The sequence below is a fragment of the Nocardia gipuzkoensis genome (genome assembly GCF_021183645.1).
Taxonomy (GTDB): Bacteria; Actinomycetota; Actinomycetes; order Mycobacteriales; family Mycobacteriaceae; genus Nocardia; species Nocardia abscessus.
In genome coordinates this window covers 2,053,588-2,068,000 of sequence record NZ_CP089225.1, presented here as the reverse complement: position 1 = coordinate 2,068,000, position 14,413 = coordinate 2,053,588, and the positions used below count along the sequence as shown (strand labels likewise).

14 protein-coding genes are annotated in these 14,413 nt (G+C 68.6%); 7 read left to right on the top strand and 7 right to left on the bottom strand.

What is annotated here, in order from left to right; genetic code table 11:
• Positions 1-21 precede the first annotated feature (21 nt).
• From LTT66_RS09485 to LTT66_RS09475, 3 genes are all read left to right on the top strand, one after another.
• On the top strand, positions 22-828 hold the full coding sequence (locus LTT66_RS09485; RefSeq protein WP_233066005.1) for an HAD-IIA family hydrolase: 807 nt from the start codon (positions 22-24) through the stop codon (positions 826-828).
• 324 nt (positions 829-1,152) lie between these two features.
• On the top strand, positions 1,153-1,785 hold the full coding sequence (locus tag LTT66_RS09480) for a TetR/AcrR family transcriptional regulator (protein WP_043699260.1): 633 nt from the start codon (positions 1,153-1,155) through the stop codon (positions 1,783-1,785).
• 48 nt (positions 1,786-1,833) lie between these two features.
• Positions 1,834-2,691 carry an alpha/beta hydrolase family protein gene (locus tag LTT66_RS09475; RefSeq protein WP_181720731.1) on the top strand — a complete coding sequence of 286 codons (858 nt, stop codon included), beginning with the start codon at positions 1,834-1,836 and terminating at the stop codon, positions 2,689-2,691.
• A 266-nt stretch (positions 2,692-2,957) separates the two neighbouring features.
• Here LTT66_RS09475 and LTT66_RS09470 read toward each other — a convergent pair whose 3' ends face one another.
• Both LTT66_RS09470 and LTT66_RS09465 read right to left on the bottom strand, forming a co-directional pair.
• Positions 2,958-5,015 carry a prolyl oligopeptidase family serine peptidase gene (locus LTT66_RS09470; RefSeq protein WP_233066003.1) on the bottom strand — a complete coding sequence of 686 codons (2,058 nt, stop codon included), beginning with the start codon at positions 5,013-5,015 and terminating at the stop codon, positions 2,958-2,960.
• A 33-nt stretch (positions 5,016-5,048) separates the two neighbouring features.
• Positions 5,049-5,591, bottom strand: coding sequence for an AMIN-like domain-containing (lipo)protein (locus LTT66_RS09465; protein ID WP_233066001.1), 543 nt, complete (start codon positions 5,589-5,591; stop codon positions 5,049-5,051).
• 223 nt (positions 5,592-5,814) lie between these two features.
• On the opposite strand from LTT66_RS09465, the gene LTT66_RS09460 reads away from it, so the two are divergent.
• Positions 5,815-6,789 carry a dipeptidase gene (locus LTT66_RS09460; protein WP_233065999.1) on the top strand — a complete coding sequence of 325 codons (975 nt, stop codon included), beginning with the start codon at positions 5,815-5,817 and terminating at the stop codon, positions 6,787-6,789.
• 84 nt (positions 6,790-6,873) lie between these two features.
• On the opposite strand, the gene LTT66_RS09455 is transcribed toward LTT66_RS09460, so the two are convergent.
• Together LTT66_RS09455 and LTT66_RS09450 are read right to left on the bottom strand one after the other, a co-directional pair.
• Positions 6,874-7,899 carry an NADP-dependent oxidoreductase gene (locus LTT66_RS09455; RefSeq protein ID WP_233065997.1) on the bottom strand — a complete coding sequence of 342 codons (1,026 nt, stop codon included), beginning with the start codon at positions 7,897-7,899 and terminating at the stop codon, positions 6,874-6,876.
• 224 nt (positions 7,900-8,123) lie between these two features.
• Entirely contained in the window at positions 8,124-9,194 is a 1,071-nt protein-coding gene (locus tag LTT66_RS09450; protein ID WP_233065995.1) for an AraC family transcriptional regulator, read from the bottom strand.
• A gap of 130 nt (positions 9,195-9,324) precedes the next feature.
• Here LTT66_RS09450 and lpdA point away from each other — a divergent pair, with 130 nt between their 5' ends.
• Together lpdA and LTT66_RS09440 are read left to right on the top strand one after the other, a co-directional pair.
• Positions 9,325-10,728 carry a dihydrolipoyl dehydrogenase gene (lpdA, locus tag LTT66_RS09445; RefSeq protein WP_195097229.1) on the top strand — a complete coding sequence of 468 codons (1,404 nt, stop codon included), beginning with the start codon at positions 9,325-9,327 and terminating at the stop codon, positions 10,726-10,728.
• 127 nt (positions 10,729-10,855) lie between these two features.
• Positions 10,856-11,563 (top strand): polysaccharide deacetylase family protein, encoded by a 708-nt coding sequence (locus LTT66_RS09440; protein WP_233065992.1) that lies wholly within the window; start codon positions 10,856-10,858, stop codon positions 11,561-11,563.
• Between the two features lie 204 nt (positions 11,564-11,767).
• On the opposite strand, the gene LTT66_RS09435 is transcribed toward LTT66_RS09440, so the two are convergent.
• Both LTT66_RS09435 and LTT66_RS09430 read right to left on the bottom strand, forming a co-directional pair.
• On the bottom strand, positions 11,768-12,193 hold the full coding sequence (locus LTT66_RS09435; protein WP_233065990.1) for a PPOX class F420-dependent oxidoreductase: 426 nt from the start codon (positions 12,191-12,193) through the stop codon (positions 11,768-11,770).
• Between the two features lie 44 nt (positions 12,194-12,237).
• The gene (locus tag LTT66_RS09430; protein WP_195066372.1) at positions 12,238-12,636 is read right to left on the bottom strand and encodes a winged helix-turn-helix transcriptional regulator; all 399 of its coding nucleotides are present in this window, start codon (positions 12,634-12,636) and stop codon (positions 12,238-12,240) included.
• A gap of 100 nt (positions 12,637-12,736) precedes the next feature.
• On the opposite strand from LTT66_RS09430, the gene LTT66_RS09425 reads away from it, so the two are divergent.
• Positions 12,737-13,588, top strand: a complete 852-nt coding sequence (locus LTT66_RS09425) for an SDR family oxidoreductase (RefSeq protein WP_233065988.1) — start codon at positions 12,737-12,739, stop codon at positions 13,586-13,588.
• A gap of 388 nt (positions 13,589-13,976) precedes the next feature.
• On the opposite strand, the gene LTT66_RS09420 is transcribed toward LTT66_RS09425, so the two are convergent.
• A complete protein-coding gene (locus LTT66_RS09420) occupies positions 13,977-14,354 on the bottom strand; it encodes a VOC family protein (RefSeq protein ID WP_233065987.1) in 378 nt (125 codons plus the stop codon).
• Between the last annotated feature and the right edge of the window lie 59 nt (positions 14,355-14,413).

Here is a 14,413-nt window from a genome sequence, read left to right as displayed (position 1 = left end):
GGTCGGTCGTACGCTGAAGCCATGCCTGACCGCGGTCGGATTCGAGGCGTGCTCTACGACATCGACGGCGTCCTGGTGACCTCCTGGCGGGAGATCGAGGGCGCCGCCGCCGCGGTGCGCCGGATCGGCGAGCGCGGTCTGCGCCGAGCCTTTCTGACCAACACCACCTCGCGCACCTGCGCCGAGATCGCGGAACGCCTGTGCGACACCGGCATCGAGGTCGACTCCGCCGAGATCGTCACTGCGGCACGCCTCACCGCCGAGTTCGTACGCGGTCGCTATCCGGACGCCGCCGTCTGGGTGCTCAATCATGGCGACATCGAGGCCGACCTCACCGGTTTGACACTCGACGCCGATCGTCCGGACGTGGTCGTGATCGGCGGGGCCGGACCGGAATTCACCCATTCGGCGCTGAGCCGGGTGGTGGAACTGATGCTGGAGGGTGTACCCGTCGTCGCCATGCACAGCGGGCTGACCTGGGCGACGGCGGAGGGTCTGCTCGTCGACGCGGGCGTGTACCTGCCCGGACTGGAGGCGGCGGGCAATGCGCGCATCGAGGTGGTGGGTAAGCCGGCGGCGCCCGGTTTCCGGACCGCCGCGGCGCTGATGCGGCTGGACCCGGCGGAAGTCCTGATGATCGGTGACGACCTCTACTCTGATGTGCTGGCGGCGCAAGACGCCGGTTTGACCGGTGTTCTGGTGCGCACCGGCAAATTCCGGCCCGCGGTGCTCGAGTCGGCCGAGCGCGCGCCGGATCACGTCATCGATTCGGTGGCCGGTCTGCCGGAATTACTGGCTGAACCGACAGAACGGGCGAACCTGCCGTAACCGACTACTCGGAATGAAAACAAAAATTCTACAGATTCCCTCTAAAATTGCCCGCAATCGCGACGTCGCTAGGTATCGTCTGTTCCGGCAAATAGCCAGTGACAAGGAATGTTCTACGGACAGATCGGAGTTGCCGGATGCTCCATTCGCTGATGAGCGTGCTTGTGCGCAAACTACTATGGTCGCCGGGCTTCGGCTCGGCGACCGCTCAATGAGCTAGCAACTACTCAGCCAACTTTCGGCTAACTCGCGTTCGGCCGGGGGTTGTAACGAAGGGCCCGATCGGTGACGATGAGTTCGGGCCCTTCTGTATTGTCTGCCCCGATGTCACAGGATGCGAATACGGGTCGAATGTATGCCGGGCAACCCGTGGAGGACCGGCAGCGTCAGCGGCGTGCGCGTTTTCTGGAGTCAGGCCTGACGGTCTTCGCGCGGGACGGCTACGCCAATAGTTCGGTCGGCGCCATCTGTAAGGACGCCGGACTGTCCTCGCGGCAGTTCTACGAAGAATTCACCGGTCGCGAGTCCCTACTCCTAGAGCTCTACGAGCAGATCGACCGGGAGTCGCGCGACGCCGTGAAGAAGGCGCTGGACGCGAAGTCCGGCGCCAAGTCGCTGGAGGTCATCGACGCCGCCGTGCGCGCCTACGTCGAATCCATCGGATCCGATCCGCGCAAGGCACGCGTCGCCTTGGTCGAAGTGGTCGGCGCGGGCCCGAAGGTGGAGAAGTTCCGCTTGGCGGTGCGCCGCGAGTGGGGTTCGCTGCTGGCCGGCGCGGCCGAAGACGCCGCGCTGCACGGTGAGATACCCACCGGCGACTACGAGATGAGGATGCTCGCCATCATCGGCGCGGTCAACTACGTGGTCGACTCGTGGAGCGGCGCGGACCCGCGCCCGCCGCTCGACGACGTGATCCGGGTACTGAGCAGGGTGATCATCGGCGCGGTCCGCGCATAGCTTTCCGGCCTGCGGGACCGGGCGCCGGGAGCGCGGTAACGTGCGGGAATGCAGACAGTTCCGATCCAGATGCCGGACGGCACCACGGTACCGGTGCGGTTGGTCCCCGCCGAGGGTGCGCACCGGCATCCGGTCACCCCGGACGCACCGCGCCCGGTCCTGGTGATCGTGCCGGGGCTCGGCGTTCCGGCGGGCTACTACGAACTGTTCGCCTCGACCCTGGCCAAGCGCGGGTTCGACGTGGCTATCGGCGAGATGCGCGGCAACGGCGACAGCAGGCCGAAGCCGAGTTCCAGCAGCACCTTCGGGTACCACGAGCTGGTCTCGGTGGATTTCCCGGCGATCTTCGAGGTGGTGCGCGAGCAGTTCCCGGACAGCACGCCGTACCTGCTCGGTCACAGTATGGGCGGCCAGCTCGGCGTCATGTACGCCGCGCGCATCCGGGGCAGGCTGGGCGGGCTGATCCTGATCGCGTCCGGCACCCCGTATTACCGTGGCTACCGCGGACTTTCGAGTCCGGGCATGCTGGTGGGCACCGCGGCGATGTCGCTGACGGCCAACCTGGCGGGCTTCTGGCCCGGCGACCGGGTCGCGATGGGTTTCGGCCGCCAGTCCAAGGTACTGATCTCCGATTGGGCCCGGTTGGCGCGCACCGGCCGGTTCGTGCCGGTCGGCGCGGACATCGACTACGAGGAGCGTATCGCGCGGCTGCGCCTCCCGGTGCTGTCCATCACGATGACCGGCGACGACCTCACTCCGCCCAGCTCCGCCGAGCACCTGCTGGAGAAGCTGCCCAACGCCGAGGTGACGCGCTGGCGGCAACCGGAACCGCTGGGCCACAACGGCTGGATCCGGCAGTGCGGCAGCACGGTCGACCAGATCGAGAAGTGGTTGCGGGACCGCTGAGGCGTACCTCCGCCTTCGCTCCGGCCATGCGCGGGTCAATGACGGACGACGTCCGGCTGGGTCGATCTGCGTACCTCCGGCTTCGCTCCGGCCGTGCGCGGGTCAATGACGGACGACGTCCGGCTGGGTCGATCTGCGTACCTCCGGCTTCGCTCCGGCCATGCGCGGGTCAATGACGGACGACGTCCGGCTGGGTCGATCTGCGTACCTCCGGCTTCGCTCCGGCCGTGCGCGGGTGGCGGACTACGTCCGGCTGGGCGCTGTGGTCAGGCGCGTCGCTCGATCAGCATCTGGGTGAAGAACTCGTAGATCAGTGCCGCTTGGAAGGCCGACTGCTTGTTGTCCGCCGCGCCGCCGTGGCCGCCTTCGATGTTCTCGTGGTACCAGAACTCGTGGCCCTGCTCCTCCAGCAGCGCCGCCATCTTGCGGGCATGGCCGGGATGCACCCGGTCGTCCCTGGTCGAGGTGGTGAGCAGGATCGGCGGGTAGGCGCGGTCGGCACGAGCGTTCTGGTAGGGCGAGTACTTGCCGATGTACTCCCACTCCTCCGGCTCGTCGGGATCGCCGTACTCGGCCATCCACGACGCGCCCGCCAGCAGCAGGTGGTAGCGCTTCATGTCCAGCAGCGGAACCTGACAGACGATCGCACCGAACAGTTCGGGGTAGCGGGTCAGCATCACGCCCATGAGCAGCCCGCCGTTGCTGCCCCCGACCGCGCCGAGCTGGTCGGCGGTGGTGATACCGCGCGCGACGAGATCCGCGGCGATCGAGGAGAAGTCCTCGTACACCTTGTGCCGGTTGGCTTTCTGCACGGAGGTGTGCCATTGCGGCCCGTACTCGCCGCCGCCGCGGATGTTCGTCATCACCCAGGTTCCGCCGCGCTCCAGCCAGCCCATGCCCGAGGCGCCGCTGTAGCCCGGGGTGCGCGATACTTCGAACCCGCCGTAGCCGGACATCACCGTCGGCCCGGGACCGTCCGTGCGGTCGCGGTGGCGGATCACGAAGTACGGCACCGGCGTGCCGTCGTCGGATCGGGCGAAGAACTGCTCGGTCTCGACCCCGTCGGCGTCGAAGAATCCGGGCTCCTGCTTGAGCCGCTCGGTGCGCCCGCCGACCGCGCTGGCCAGCAACGTGGACGGAGTGGTGAAACCGCTGGTGTTCAGCATGAACTCGTCGCCGCCCTCCAGCGGGTCGAGATTCAGCACGCTGGTGGTCGCCATCGGCGGGGTGTCGGCCAGCGGCTCGCGACGCCAGCCGTCCGCGCCGGGGGTCAGCACGTAGAGCTTGGTCTGCACGTCCTCGAGGGTGACCAGCAGCAGGTGGTTCTCGGTCCAGCCGTAACCGTGCAGCGAGGTGTGCGCGTCCGGGGTGAAGATCACCTCGAAATCCCGTGCGCCGGCCAGGAATTTCTCGAAGTCGGCGGCCAGCAGGGCGCCCGCGGGGTAGCTCGCGCCGCCGACCTCCCACGGCGACTTCAGCCGCACCAGCAGCCAGTCCTTGTACCAGGATTCGCTGGCATCGCTGGGGAGGTCGAGATGGCGCAGTGTGCCGTCGTCGGCCAGCAGGTAGACCTCTTCGTTGAAGAAGTCGGTGGCCCGGCCGACGTAGTGCCGTTCGTAACCCGGGGTGCGGTCGTAGCCCGCCGAGACCGCGACGTCGCCGGGCTCGCCCTCGAAGACGGTTTCCGCTTCGTCCAAGGGCGTGCCGCGGCGCCACAGTTTCGCGATACGCGGATATCCCGAATCGGTCAGTGAGCCGGGACCGAAGTCGGTGCCCACGTACACCGAGTCGATGTCGATCCAGCGGATCTCGGACTTCGCCTCGGGCAGGAAATAGCCGCCGTCGGCCGGGTCGAGGAACACCCTGCGTTCGAGGTCGAACTCACGGACCACCTTCGCGTCCGCACCGCCGCGCGACAGGCTGATCAGCGCCCGGGACTGTTCCGGACGCAGCACCGCGGCCCCGCCCCACACCCAGTTCTCGTCCTCGGCAGCGGCGACCGCGTCCAGGTCGATCAGCACGTCCCAGTTCGGCGCGTCTTCGGCGTACTCGGCGAACGTGGTGCGCCGCCAGAGGCCGCGGGGGTGACCGGCGTCCCGCCAGAAGTTGTAGAGCCAGGGGCCGCGGCGAGCCGGGTAGGCGATCTTCGTGTCGGTGTCGAGCATGTCGAGGATGCGCCGCTCCAGCTCACGGAAGCGATCGGAGTCGGCGAAGCGGGCGCGCACGACGGCATTGTGCGCGCGGGCCCAGTCCAGGGCACGCTCGTCGGACACTTCTTCGAGCCAGAGGTAGGGGTCGGTCACATTCTGCTCAACGCCGCTCATCCCCACATTGTGGCCCAGCCGCGCACGGCGGGTTCACCAGGAGTGTGCTACGTCGACAACGACGCGCGATCCGGCGCCCGGTCCATCGAGGGTGTGCACCTTGACCGGCAACCGGGCGCGCGTGCCCAGACCCACCGTGGTCTGGCCTTCGAAGGAACCGGCCCAGGCCACCTGACGGAAGGTCCGGTAGTCCCGCACGTCGGCGAGTTCGGCCCGGTTCGCGGGGTGCCAGGTCGGGGTGAACGAGTCGTCGTAGGCGGGCGCGTTGATCGTGATGCTCAGGAACGCCTCGCCGCGCAGCGCCACGGGTGCGCCGGAGCCGTCCATGACCACCCGCTCGACGTAGCCGACGTGGTAACCCGGCACGGGCCCGGCGACGTCGAAGACCAGGCGGTCGAAGCAGTCGTGCCGCCCGGAGCGCACGCCGGTCAGCGGCGCGAGCGTTCGGGCCTGGCTCACCTTGGGTATCGAACCCCAACCGGAGGCGCATTCCGGAGCGGCGGACGCGGGGACGGGCGCGATCCAGAGACCGGCGAATGTCACGAGGGAAGACAACAGCAGAAGCAAGCGACGCATGGTCGCACCGCCTTCGGGGGCACAGGGGATTGATGTATAACATGCATCGGACCTCGGGGATGCGCTGTTACGCAGGTCGCAACACCCAAAAGCGTTGGTGAGCCGGACAACTCGGGCGTCGGGCGGGACCTCGGCGGCTCGGAGTTTGCTGTGGTGCCGACGCTGGCACGGCCTGAACAGTAGGATCGCTGCTCCGATGCCGATCCGACCAGGAGGTCGCAGGTTGCCGCCGTTTCTCTGGGAACAGCACTGTTGTCTACCGCTGTCGCCCGCCGCGCGCATCGGCGACCTCGCGCGCTATCCGGCCGGATCGTACCTGTCGGTGAACGTCGGATATTCGCGTCAGTCGACCGCGGATTCCCTGGCGCTGCTGGATCGTTTTCGCCGCGCCGCGTCGGCGGACGGCCGGTTTCGTCTCGTCCGCGGCGTGGAGGACATCGGAGCGTCCGGCACCATCGCGCTCGCGTTCGATCTGGAGGACTCCGGCCCGCTCGGCGGCGACCTGGACAACGTCGCGCGGTTCTACGACCTCGGCGTGCGATCGCTGCTGCCCGCCTACAACCACGCCAACGCCGCGGGCTGTGGATGCCTGGACACCGAGGACACCGGGCTCACCGGATACGGGCGCGACCTCGTGCACACCCTCAACGAAGTCGGGATGTTCGCCGACGGCTCCCATTGCTCCCGGCGCACCGGACTGGAGCTGGCCGAGCTGAGCGTGGTCCCGATGATCTACAGCCACTCGAACTTCGCCGCACTGTGGGAACACCCGCGCAACATCACCGACGAACAGGCGCGGGCCTGTGCGGCGACCGGCGGTGTGATCGGGATCAACGGCGTCGGAATCTTCCTGGGCCGCAATGCCGTCGGCGAGCGCGCAGAGCGGATCGAGGCGATGGCGCGGCACATCGAGTACGGCGCCGAGCTGGTCGGGATCGAGCACATCGGGATCGGCTCGGACTATTCGTTCGACGCCGAGGACTTCAACGCCGAAATGCGGAACAATCCGGGCGCTTTCTCCGAGGCGTACACCAGATGGGGTCCACTCCAATGGGTCCCACCCGAGGACCTGACCGGCGCCACCGACCGACCCGGCCTCGACGAAGTGCTGGCCCGGCGCGGTTTCACCCCAGCCGACCGAACAGCGGTCTTCGGCGGAAACTTCCTACGCATCGCCCAGCAAGTCTGGCGAACCTGACCCCCACGCCCCGCGGGCTCTCCGTGAGTGGCACATCGCCGGAGGGTCTACTCGCGTTCCGCCACGGCCATGTGCCACTCGCGCTCATGGCAGGCGGACGAGCATTTTGCCGATGTTGGCGCCGGAGAGGACGCCGAGGAAGGCGGCGGGGGCTTGGTCGAGACCGGTGTAGACGGTTTCCTTGGTGTGTAGGGTGCCGTCGGCGAGCCATCCTGCGGCCTTGGCGATGTACTCGCCGAAGATCGGGAAGTAGCTGGTGACCAGCATGCCGCGCAGGGAGAGTTCCTTGGTCGCGGCGAGGTAGAGGTCCGGGCCGGGGTCCGCGGCGGCTCCGTTGTAGCCACTGATGGCGCCGACCAGCGCGATGCGGCCCTTGGGATGCATGGCCTCCACCGCGACGCGCAGGTGTTCTCCTCCGACGCTGTCGAGATACACATCGATGCCGTCGGGAGCGGCCGCCGTCAACTGGCCCGCGAGATCGCCTTCCCGGTAGTCGATGGCGGCGTCGAAGCCGAATTCGTCGAGCAGCAGCGCCGTCTTGGCCGCGCCGCCCGCCGACCCGATGACCCGGGCCGCGCCGAGCGCCTTGGCGATCTGCCCCGCGACGCTGCCGACCGCGCCCGCCGCCGCGGAGATGAACACGGTGTCGCCGGGTTCGACCCGCGCCACATCGGTCAGCGCCGCGTACGCGGTCAGGCCGGTGGTGCCGAGCGCGCCGAGGTAGTGCCGCGGTGCGGCGAGCGAGGTGTCCACGGGTGCGGCGGTGGCGGCGTCGACCACCGAGTAGTCGCGCCAGCCCGCGAAATGGGTGACGGTGGTACCCACCGGAAGGGCCGCGGCGGCCGACGCGATCACCTCGCCCAGCGCCGAACCCTCCAGCGCCGCGCCCACCTGGAACGGGGGGATGTAGGACGGGCGGTCGTCCATCCGTCCGCGCATGTACGGGTCCACCGACATCCAGGTGTTGCGCACCAGGATCTGTCCCTCGGCGAGTTCGGGTATCGGCCGTTCGACCAGGGCGAAGTTCGCGGCGGTCGGTGCGCCGACCGGCCGTGCGGCGAGTTGGAACTCACGCGAGGTGATCGGGAGGGTCGAGGTGGTCTCGGTCATGACGGTGCCTTTCCGAAGCTCCGCGGAGCGACTTCCTTCGGGACTCGCACGGGTGCGATCCGGTACCGATGACGCTATGAGCGCTCCGCTTCCGTTCCCAGGTCCTGCGCCGCCACCAACCGGTCCTTGCGCGCCGAACCGCTGCGCGACGTGCCAGGTCTGTCGCGGGGCGGACCGCCTGCTCCACCGCATTGCCGCGGTTGCCGGTTTCGATGCGGTGGGCGCTATCGCCCTCTGGCCTGGGACGGCGGCGAGCCGCTCCACCGTCGATAGGCCTTGCGCAATGCGCGGTCGTCGGTGAACCCGAGCCGCCCTGCGATCGCGGCGGTGGTCAATCGTCCCTCGGCGAGCAGGGTGCGCGCCTGCTCGTAGCGGGCGCGATCGTATTCCGCGCGCCACGTGGTGCTCTGCTCGGCCAGTTGGCGTTGCAAAGTGCGGGTGCTCACCGCCAGTCGGCGGGCAACGGCCCCGAGCGAGGCGTCGCCGTCGGCGATCGCCGAGGCGAGCGTGAGCCGGAACGATTCCATCGGTCCCGGGATCGGTCGTGCGGTGGCCATTACCAGGTCGGCGTGGCTGCGCAGCAGCTCCGCCAGCAGGGGATCGGCGCGGACCAGCGGTGCGGTGGCGTCGGCCTCGGTGAAGGTGATCTCGTCGACCGGGGCGCCGAAGTCGATGCGGTCGGTGCCGAAGGCTTCGGCGAGCACGCGGTGGTCGGGCGGCGCGGGGCGACTGAAGGCGACCCGTTCCGGGATGACGGGGCGACCGGTGGCTTCGCGGGCCCTGCGCAGGTAGTAGGCGAGCACGTATTCGTTGATCACCGCGACCGCCTCCGGGTCCGGCGCGGTGGTGCGGAAGCCGACGGTGAGGGCGCGTTCGTGGGTCAGGTCGAAGCCCTCCTCGGCCGCGGTGACCAGGCGGTGATACGGCTGTGCCGCGCGCAGCGAATCCGCCAGCGTCGGACCATTGGCGAGCAGGTAGTCCCAGGTGGTGAGGGTGCCGAGCGGTGCGGCGGCGGCGACGGCCACACCGGCGCCCGGCCCGGTTCTCGTCCGGGCGAGCAAGTCCCACAGCCGCGCCAGAGAGTGGAGGGGTATCCGGTTCAGTTCACTCGCGAGCGCCGCGTCGTCGGTACCCGGGACGGCGGCCAGCCGCTCGGCGGAGACTCCGGCGGCTCGGGCGGCGTCGCGGACCAACCGGGTCAGGTGGGTGGAAGCGGTCCCGTCCAGCGGGTTCGGCGGCGGTGTTGCGCCGCTGCCGGAAGACAGCTCCGAGACCGGATCGACACGGCTGCTCACGGGGCATGCTAACGGCACAGGCGCACCCGTTCTTCCCGCTCGCGGGAGTCCGCCGGTCGGGTGTGGCCCACGCCTCACTGTGGTGGGGGATGGGTGGGTGAACTTCCCGCTACAGAGTTAGGCTCGGTTCGTGACTTCCCACTACGATGTCGTCGTTCTCGGTGCTGGTCCCGGCGGATACGTCGCCGCGATCCGCGCCGCTCAACTCGGCCTGCGAACAGCGATCGTCGAGCAGAAATACTGGGGCGGTGTGTGCCTGAACGTCGGCTGCATCCCGTCCAAGGCGCTGCTGCGCAACGCCGAACTCGCCCACATCTTCACCAAGGAGGCGAAGACCTTCGGCATCTCCGGTGAGGTGACCTTCGATTTCGGGGTCGCCTTCGACCGCAGCCGCAAGGTCGCCGACGGCCGGGTCAAGGGCGTCCACTTCCTGATGAAGAAGAACAAGATCGACGAGTTCGACGGCAAGGGCACCTTCACCGGCCCGAACTCGCTGTCGGTCGAGCTCAGCAAGGGCGGCACCGAGACGGTCACGTTCGACAACGCGATCATCGCGGCGGGCACCGTCACCAAGCTGCTGCCCGGCACCCAGCTCAGCGCCAACGTGGTCACCTACGAGGAGCAGATCCTCACCCGTGACCTGCCCGGCTCGATCCTGATCGTCGGGGCGGGCGCGATCGGCATGGAGTTCGGCTACGTCCTGAAGAACTACGGCGTCGACGTGCGCATCGTCGAGTTCCTCGACCGCGCGCTGCCGAACGAGGACGCGGACGTCTCCAAGGAGATCACCAAGCAGTACAAGAAGCTCGGCATCACCATCACCACCGGTGCGGCCGTGCAGTCCATCGAGGACGACGGCGCCAAGGTCACCGTCTCGATCAAGGACAACAAGTCCGGCTCGGTCGAGACCGTCACCGTCGACAAGGTGCTGCAGGCCGTCGGCTTCGCGCCGCGCGTCGACGGCTATGGCCTGGAGACCACCGGCGTGCAGGTCACCGATCGCGGCGCGATCGGGATCGACGACTACATGCGCACCAACGTGCCGCACATCTACGCGATCGGCGACGTCACCGCGAAGCTTCAGCTCGCGCACGTTGCGGAGGCGATGGGCGTGGTCGCGGCGGAGACCATCGCGGGCGCGGAGACCGTCCCGTTCGGCGACTACCGGATGATGCCGCGGGCTACCTTCTGCCAGCCGCAGGTCGCCAGCTTCGGCCTGACCGAACAGCAGGCGCGCGACGAGGGCTACGACGTGAAGGTCGCGACCTTCCCGTTCACCGCCAACGGCAAGGCGCACGGACTCGGCGACCCGACCGGTTTCGTCAAGCTCATCGCCGACGCCAAGTACGGCGAGCTGATCGGCGGGCACATCATCGGCCCGGACGCCTCCGAACTGCTGCCCGAACTCACCCTCGCGCAGAAGTGGGATCTGACGGTCAACGAGCTGACCCGGAACGTGCACACCCACCCGACGCTCAGCGAGGCCCTCCAGGAAGCCTTCCACGGCTTGGCCGGCCACATGATCAACTTCTGATCCTCTCGCGGTGAAAGGGCGTGCGATCATCGATCGCACGCCCTTTTCGTCTGTCGGGCAGTGGTTTCCGCGCCGGTAGGGCGGTCGGCCCTCGGCGGGGGCTCGGACGATCTGCTATACAGCGTGCATGTTTCGCAGGTGGCTGATCGGAAGTGTGCCGGTGCTCGTCGTGGTGGTGCTCCTGGGGACGGGCACCTTCTACCTGATGAAAGCGCGCACCTTCCAGTTGGCCGGGCACGTGGTCAGCCGGGTGCACACCGACGCCAGGGTGGTCGCGCTGACCCTGGACGACGGGCCGTCCGATCGGGCGCCGGACGTGCTGAAAGTCCTTGCCGACGCACAGGTTCCGGCCACCTTCTACCTGAACGGCCGTGATCTCGCCGCGCACCCGGAGCACGGCAGGGCGATCGCCGCGGCGGGCCACGAGATCGGCAACCACACCTATACGCATCGACGGATGGTCTTCGTCACGCCCGGCACGGTCCGTGACGAAGTGGAGGGCACCGACGCCGAAATCAGGAAAACCGGTTACGCGGGCCCGATCACCTTCCGTCCGCCCTACGGCAAGAAGCTGTGGGTGCTGCCGCACTACCTCGCCGAGCACGACCGGGTCACCGTGACGTGGGACGTCGAGCCCGATTCGGGCCGGGCGGACGCCACCGCGGACGACATCGTCGCCGAGACCCTCGGCAAAGTCCGCCCCGGTTCGATCGTCCTGCTGCACGTCATGCACGGGCACGCCGACCCCTCGATCGCCGCCATCCCCCGCATCGTCGCCGAATTGCGTGCCGCCGGATACGAATTCGTCACCGTCTCCGATTTGATGTCGCGCTGATCCGGCCGCTCCGGTGTGCGACCGAGCCGCCATCGCGGGCGAGTCGAGTCAGCCGCCCCGACGCCGGCGGTGGATGCGCACCCGCTGTCGCGCCGGAGTGCTCCGCGAGCTCGCCTGCCGAGTCGAGCCCGGACTCGCGAAGCGGCCTGCTGCGATACGACGTCGGCCACGCCCGGTCGAGTTCATGCCGCAGGGATCGTTCAGCTAGCCGGTCGGGAGCATGCCGTAGGCGTGGGTCGGCGTGAACAGCACCAGGGCGCGGCGGTCGGTGACCATCGCGTTGCGGTATTCGTCCCAGTCGGGATGCTCGCCGTTGGCGGTGCGGTAGTAGTCGACGAGCGCGTCGACCGTCGGGTCGTCGGGCGCGGCGGCCACCGGGGTGAGTTCTACCGTGCCTTCGAGCACGGCGTAGGCGAAGAAGTCCTCGCGGGTGACGTGCAGTGCCGCCCACGGGTCCCGGACGAGGTTGTGATACTTCGCACGGTCGGCGGTGATGGAGATGCGGATGCGGCCGTCGGCGCCGACGACGTGTAGCACGTTGGACAGTTGCGGGCGTCCGTCGCGGCGGATCGTGGTGAGCACGGACCTGCGGTGGTCGCGGGCGAAATCGACTGCGGCGGCGAGTTCCATGCCCGTGTAACCCCTGGTGACGCCGGTCTCTTCCCGGTCGTGGGTCAGTCGCGGTGGTAGGCCGCCTGCGCCTCGCGCACGCGGGGCATGTTGATCTCCAGCAGCCGGATCAGCGCCTCCAGGTGTGCGGCCACCTCCGCGCCGAGTTCGGTGAGGGTGTATTCGACTCGCGGCGGAATCGTCTCCAGCACTTCCCGATGCACCATTCCGTCGCGTTCCAATGCCTGCAGGGTCTGCGACAACATGCGCTCGCTCACGCCGTCGACCCGCCTGCGCAGGGCGCTGAACCGGTACGGGCCTTCGCGCAACGCGACCAGCGCCAGGGTGCCCCAGCGACTGGCGACATTCTGCAGGACCGGCCGCGAGGTGCAGTTGCGGGCGAAGACGTCGGCTTCCAGCGTCGGGTCGTCGGCCTCGGCCGAGACGTCGTGCTGGGTGGTCATGACAGCCATCGTACCCAACTTGACCGCAGTGGCTACGGAATGCATAGTACTTACGAATAGTTAGTGCTTACGGATTCGTACAAAGTTTTGGGAGGTAGTCATGACCGTCGCCGTGACCGGGGCCAGTGGGCAGCTGGGCCGACTCGTGGTGGAGGAACTGGTGCGCGCGGGGTCGACGCCGGTCGTCGCGATCGTGCGTGATCCGCGCAAGGCGGCGGACCTGGCCGACCGTGGCGTGGACGTCCGCCAGGCCGACTACGGCGACCCGGCCGCGCTGGAGCGCGCGCTCGACGGCGTCGACCGGCTGCTGTTGATCTCGGGCAACGAGTTCGGCGCGCGAGTAGCGCAGCACACCAATATCATTCGCGCGGCCGAGCGCGCGGGGGTCGAATTGCTCGCCTACACCAGCATTCCGGGCGCGACCGACAACCCGCTGATCCTCGCGCAGGAGCACCGGGCCACCGAGGCGGTGCTCGCCGCGTCGGCGGTGCCGCACGTCCTGCTGCGCAACGGCTGGTACTGGGAGAACTACGCGGGCGGCCTCGCGCACGCGGTGGAGTCGGGCGTGCTGCACGGAGCCGCGGGCGAGGGGCGTGTGGCGGGCGCCGCGCGCGCGGACTATGCCGAGGCGGCCGCGCGAGTGCTCACCACCGATGGTCACGCGGGCCGGATATACGAACTCGGTGGCGGCGAACGGCTCACCTATGCCGATCTGGCGCAGGCGATCTCGGAAGCCGCGGGCAAGCCGGTGCGCTACGAGGACCTGCCCGAAGCGGACTACGCCGCCGCGCTGATCCAGGCCGGGCTGCCGGAGCCCTACGCGAAGGCGCTCGCCGACGCCGACACCGGCATCGCCGCGGGCATTCTCGACGTGCGCTCCGGGGATCTGGAGAAACTTCTCGGCAGACCGGCTACCGTGGCCGTCGAGGTCTTCCGCGCAGCGCTCGGCTGAGCCTTCCGCTCACGCGCTGCCCGCTCCTGCCGCCCAGGGCCGCCGTGGTGCCCGTCGGCATCTTCCGCTGCGGCTGCGCCCCTCGGTAGAACCGATGGTCGGCATCGGCAACCCGTCCTCCCGCGCGGGCACGGGACGTGTGGCAGATCGCGCTGGTGGTCGCGGTAAGCCACCCGCACTTCCCTGCCCGATGCTCTTCGGGCACTTTCCGGCGGCCGCCTCCGCGATGGGACCTGCTACCGAAGATGATCAGCGCAGCCCGGTCTCGCGAGCTGAAGCCCGGATCCGGCGGCCTCCGCTCCATGCCGCCCAGCGCACCCCAACCCCAGGTTTCGAGCGAAGCGAGACCGAGCACGCAGCGCCGCAGGCGCTGCAAATCAAACCCAGCTCACACCCACTGCACCAGCTGGATGATGATCCCGTTGGGATCGCTCATCTGGAAGTACCGCTCGCCCCATTCCTCGGTTTCGATGGGCGTCACGATCGGCACTCCCTCGCCCTGCAGGCGGGCGTATTCGGCATCGATGTCGTCGACGACGAAGGCGACGAGCAGGCCCTCGCCCGCGCTGCCCGCCGCGCTCTTCGGTTTGAAGCTCGCCAATCCGGTGCGCAGGTAGACGACGTTCAGCCCGGCATCGTCGCGGCCCAGCGAGACGAACCCGTCGGCGGACATCTTCTCCTCGAACCCCAAGTGGTCGATGAGGAACTTCGCCGAGGCGACCGGGTCGGGGACGTTGAGCGAGATGACGGAAGCGGTGATGTTCATGGTCCTCCTCGGCGGTAAACTCTGTACTAGGTACACTGTATGTTGTAGAGAGTTTCTCG

Excerpts from the sequence above, each read along its gene's own strand:
- LTT66_RS09435 (WP_233065990.1), bottom strand. The coding sequence starts at position 12,193 with ATGGAACTCGCCGCCGCAGTCGATTTCGCCCGCGACCACCGCAGGTCC.
- LTT66_RS09455 (WP_233065997.1), bottom strand. The coding sequence starts at position 7,899 with ATGACCGAGACCACCTCGACCCTCCCGATCACCTCGCGTGAGTTCCAA.
- LTT66_RS09430 (WP_195066372.1), bottom strand. The coding sequence starts at position 12,636 with ATGACCACCCAGCACGACGTCTCGGCCGAGGCCGACGACCCGACGCTG.
- LTT66_RS09420 (WP_233065987.1), bottom strand. The coding sequence starts at position 14,354 with ATGAACATCACCGCTTCCGTCATCTCGCTCAACGTCCCCGACCCGGTC.
- LTT66_RS09470 (WP_233066003.1), bottom strand. The coding sequence starts at position 5,015 with ATGAGCGGCGTTGAGCAGAATGTGACCGACCCCTACCTCTGGCTCGAA.
- LTT66_RS09480 (WP_043699260.1), top strand. The coding sequence starts at position 1,153 with ATGTCACAGGATGCGAATACGGGTCGAATGTATGCCGGGCAACCCGTG.
- LTT66_RS09485 (WP_233066005.1), top strand. The coding sequence starts at position 22 with ATGCCTGACCGCGGTCGGATTCGAGGCGTGCTCTACGACATCGACGGC.
- LTT66_RS09425 (WP_233065988.1), top strand. The coding sequence starts at position 12,737 with ATGACCGTCGCCGTGACCGGGGCCAGTGGGCAGCTGGGCCGACTCGTG.
- LTT66_RS09440 (WP_233065992.1), top strand. The coding sequence starts at position 10,856 with ATGTTTCGCAGGTGGCTGATCGGAAGTGTGCCGGTGCTCGTCGTGGTG.
- LTT66_RS09475 (WP_181720731.1), top strand. The coding sequence starts at position 1,834 with ATGCAGACAGTTCCGATCCAGATGCCGGACGGCACCACGGTACCGGTG.
- LTT66_RS09465 (WP_233066001.1), bottom strand. The coding sequence starts at position 5,591 with ATGCGTCGCTTGCTTCTGCTGTTGTCTTCCCTCGTGACATTCGCCGGT.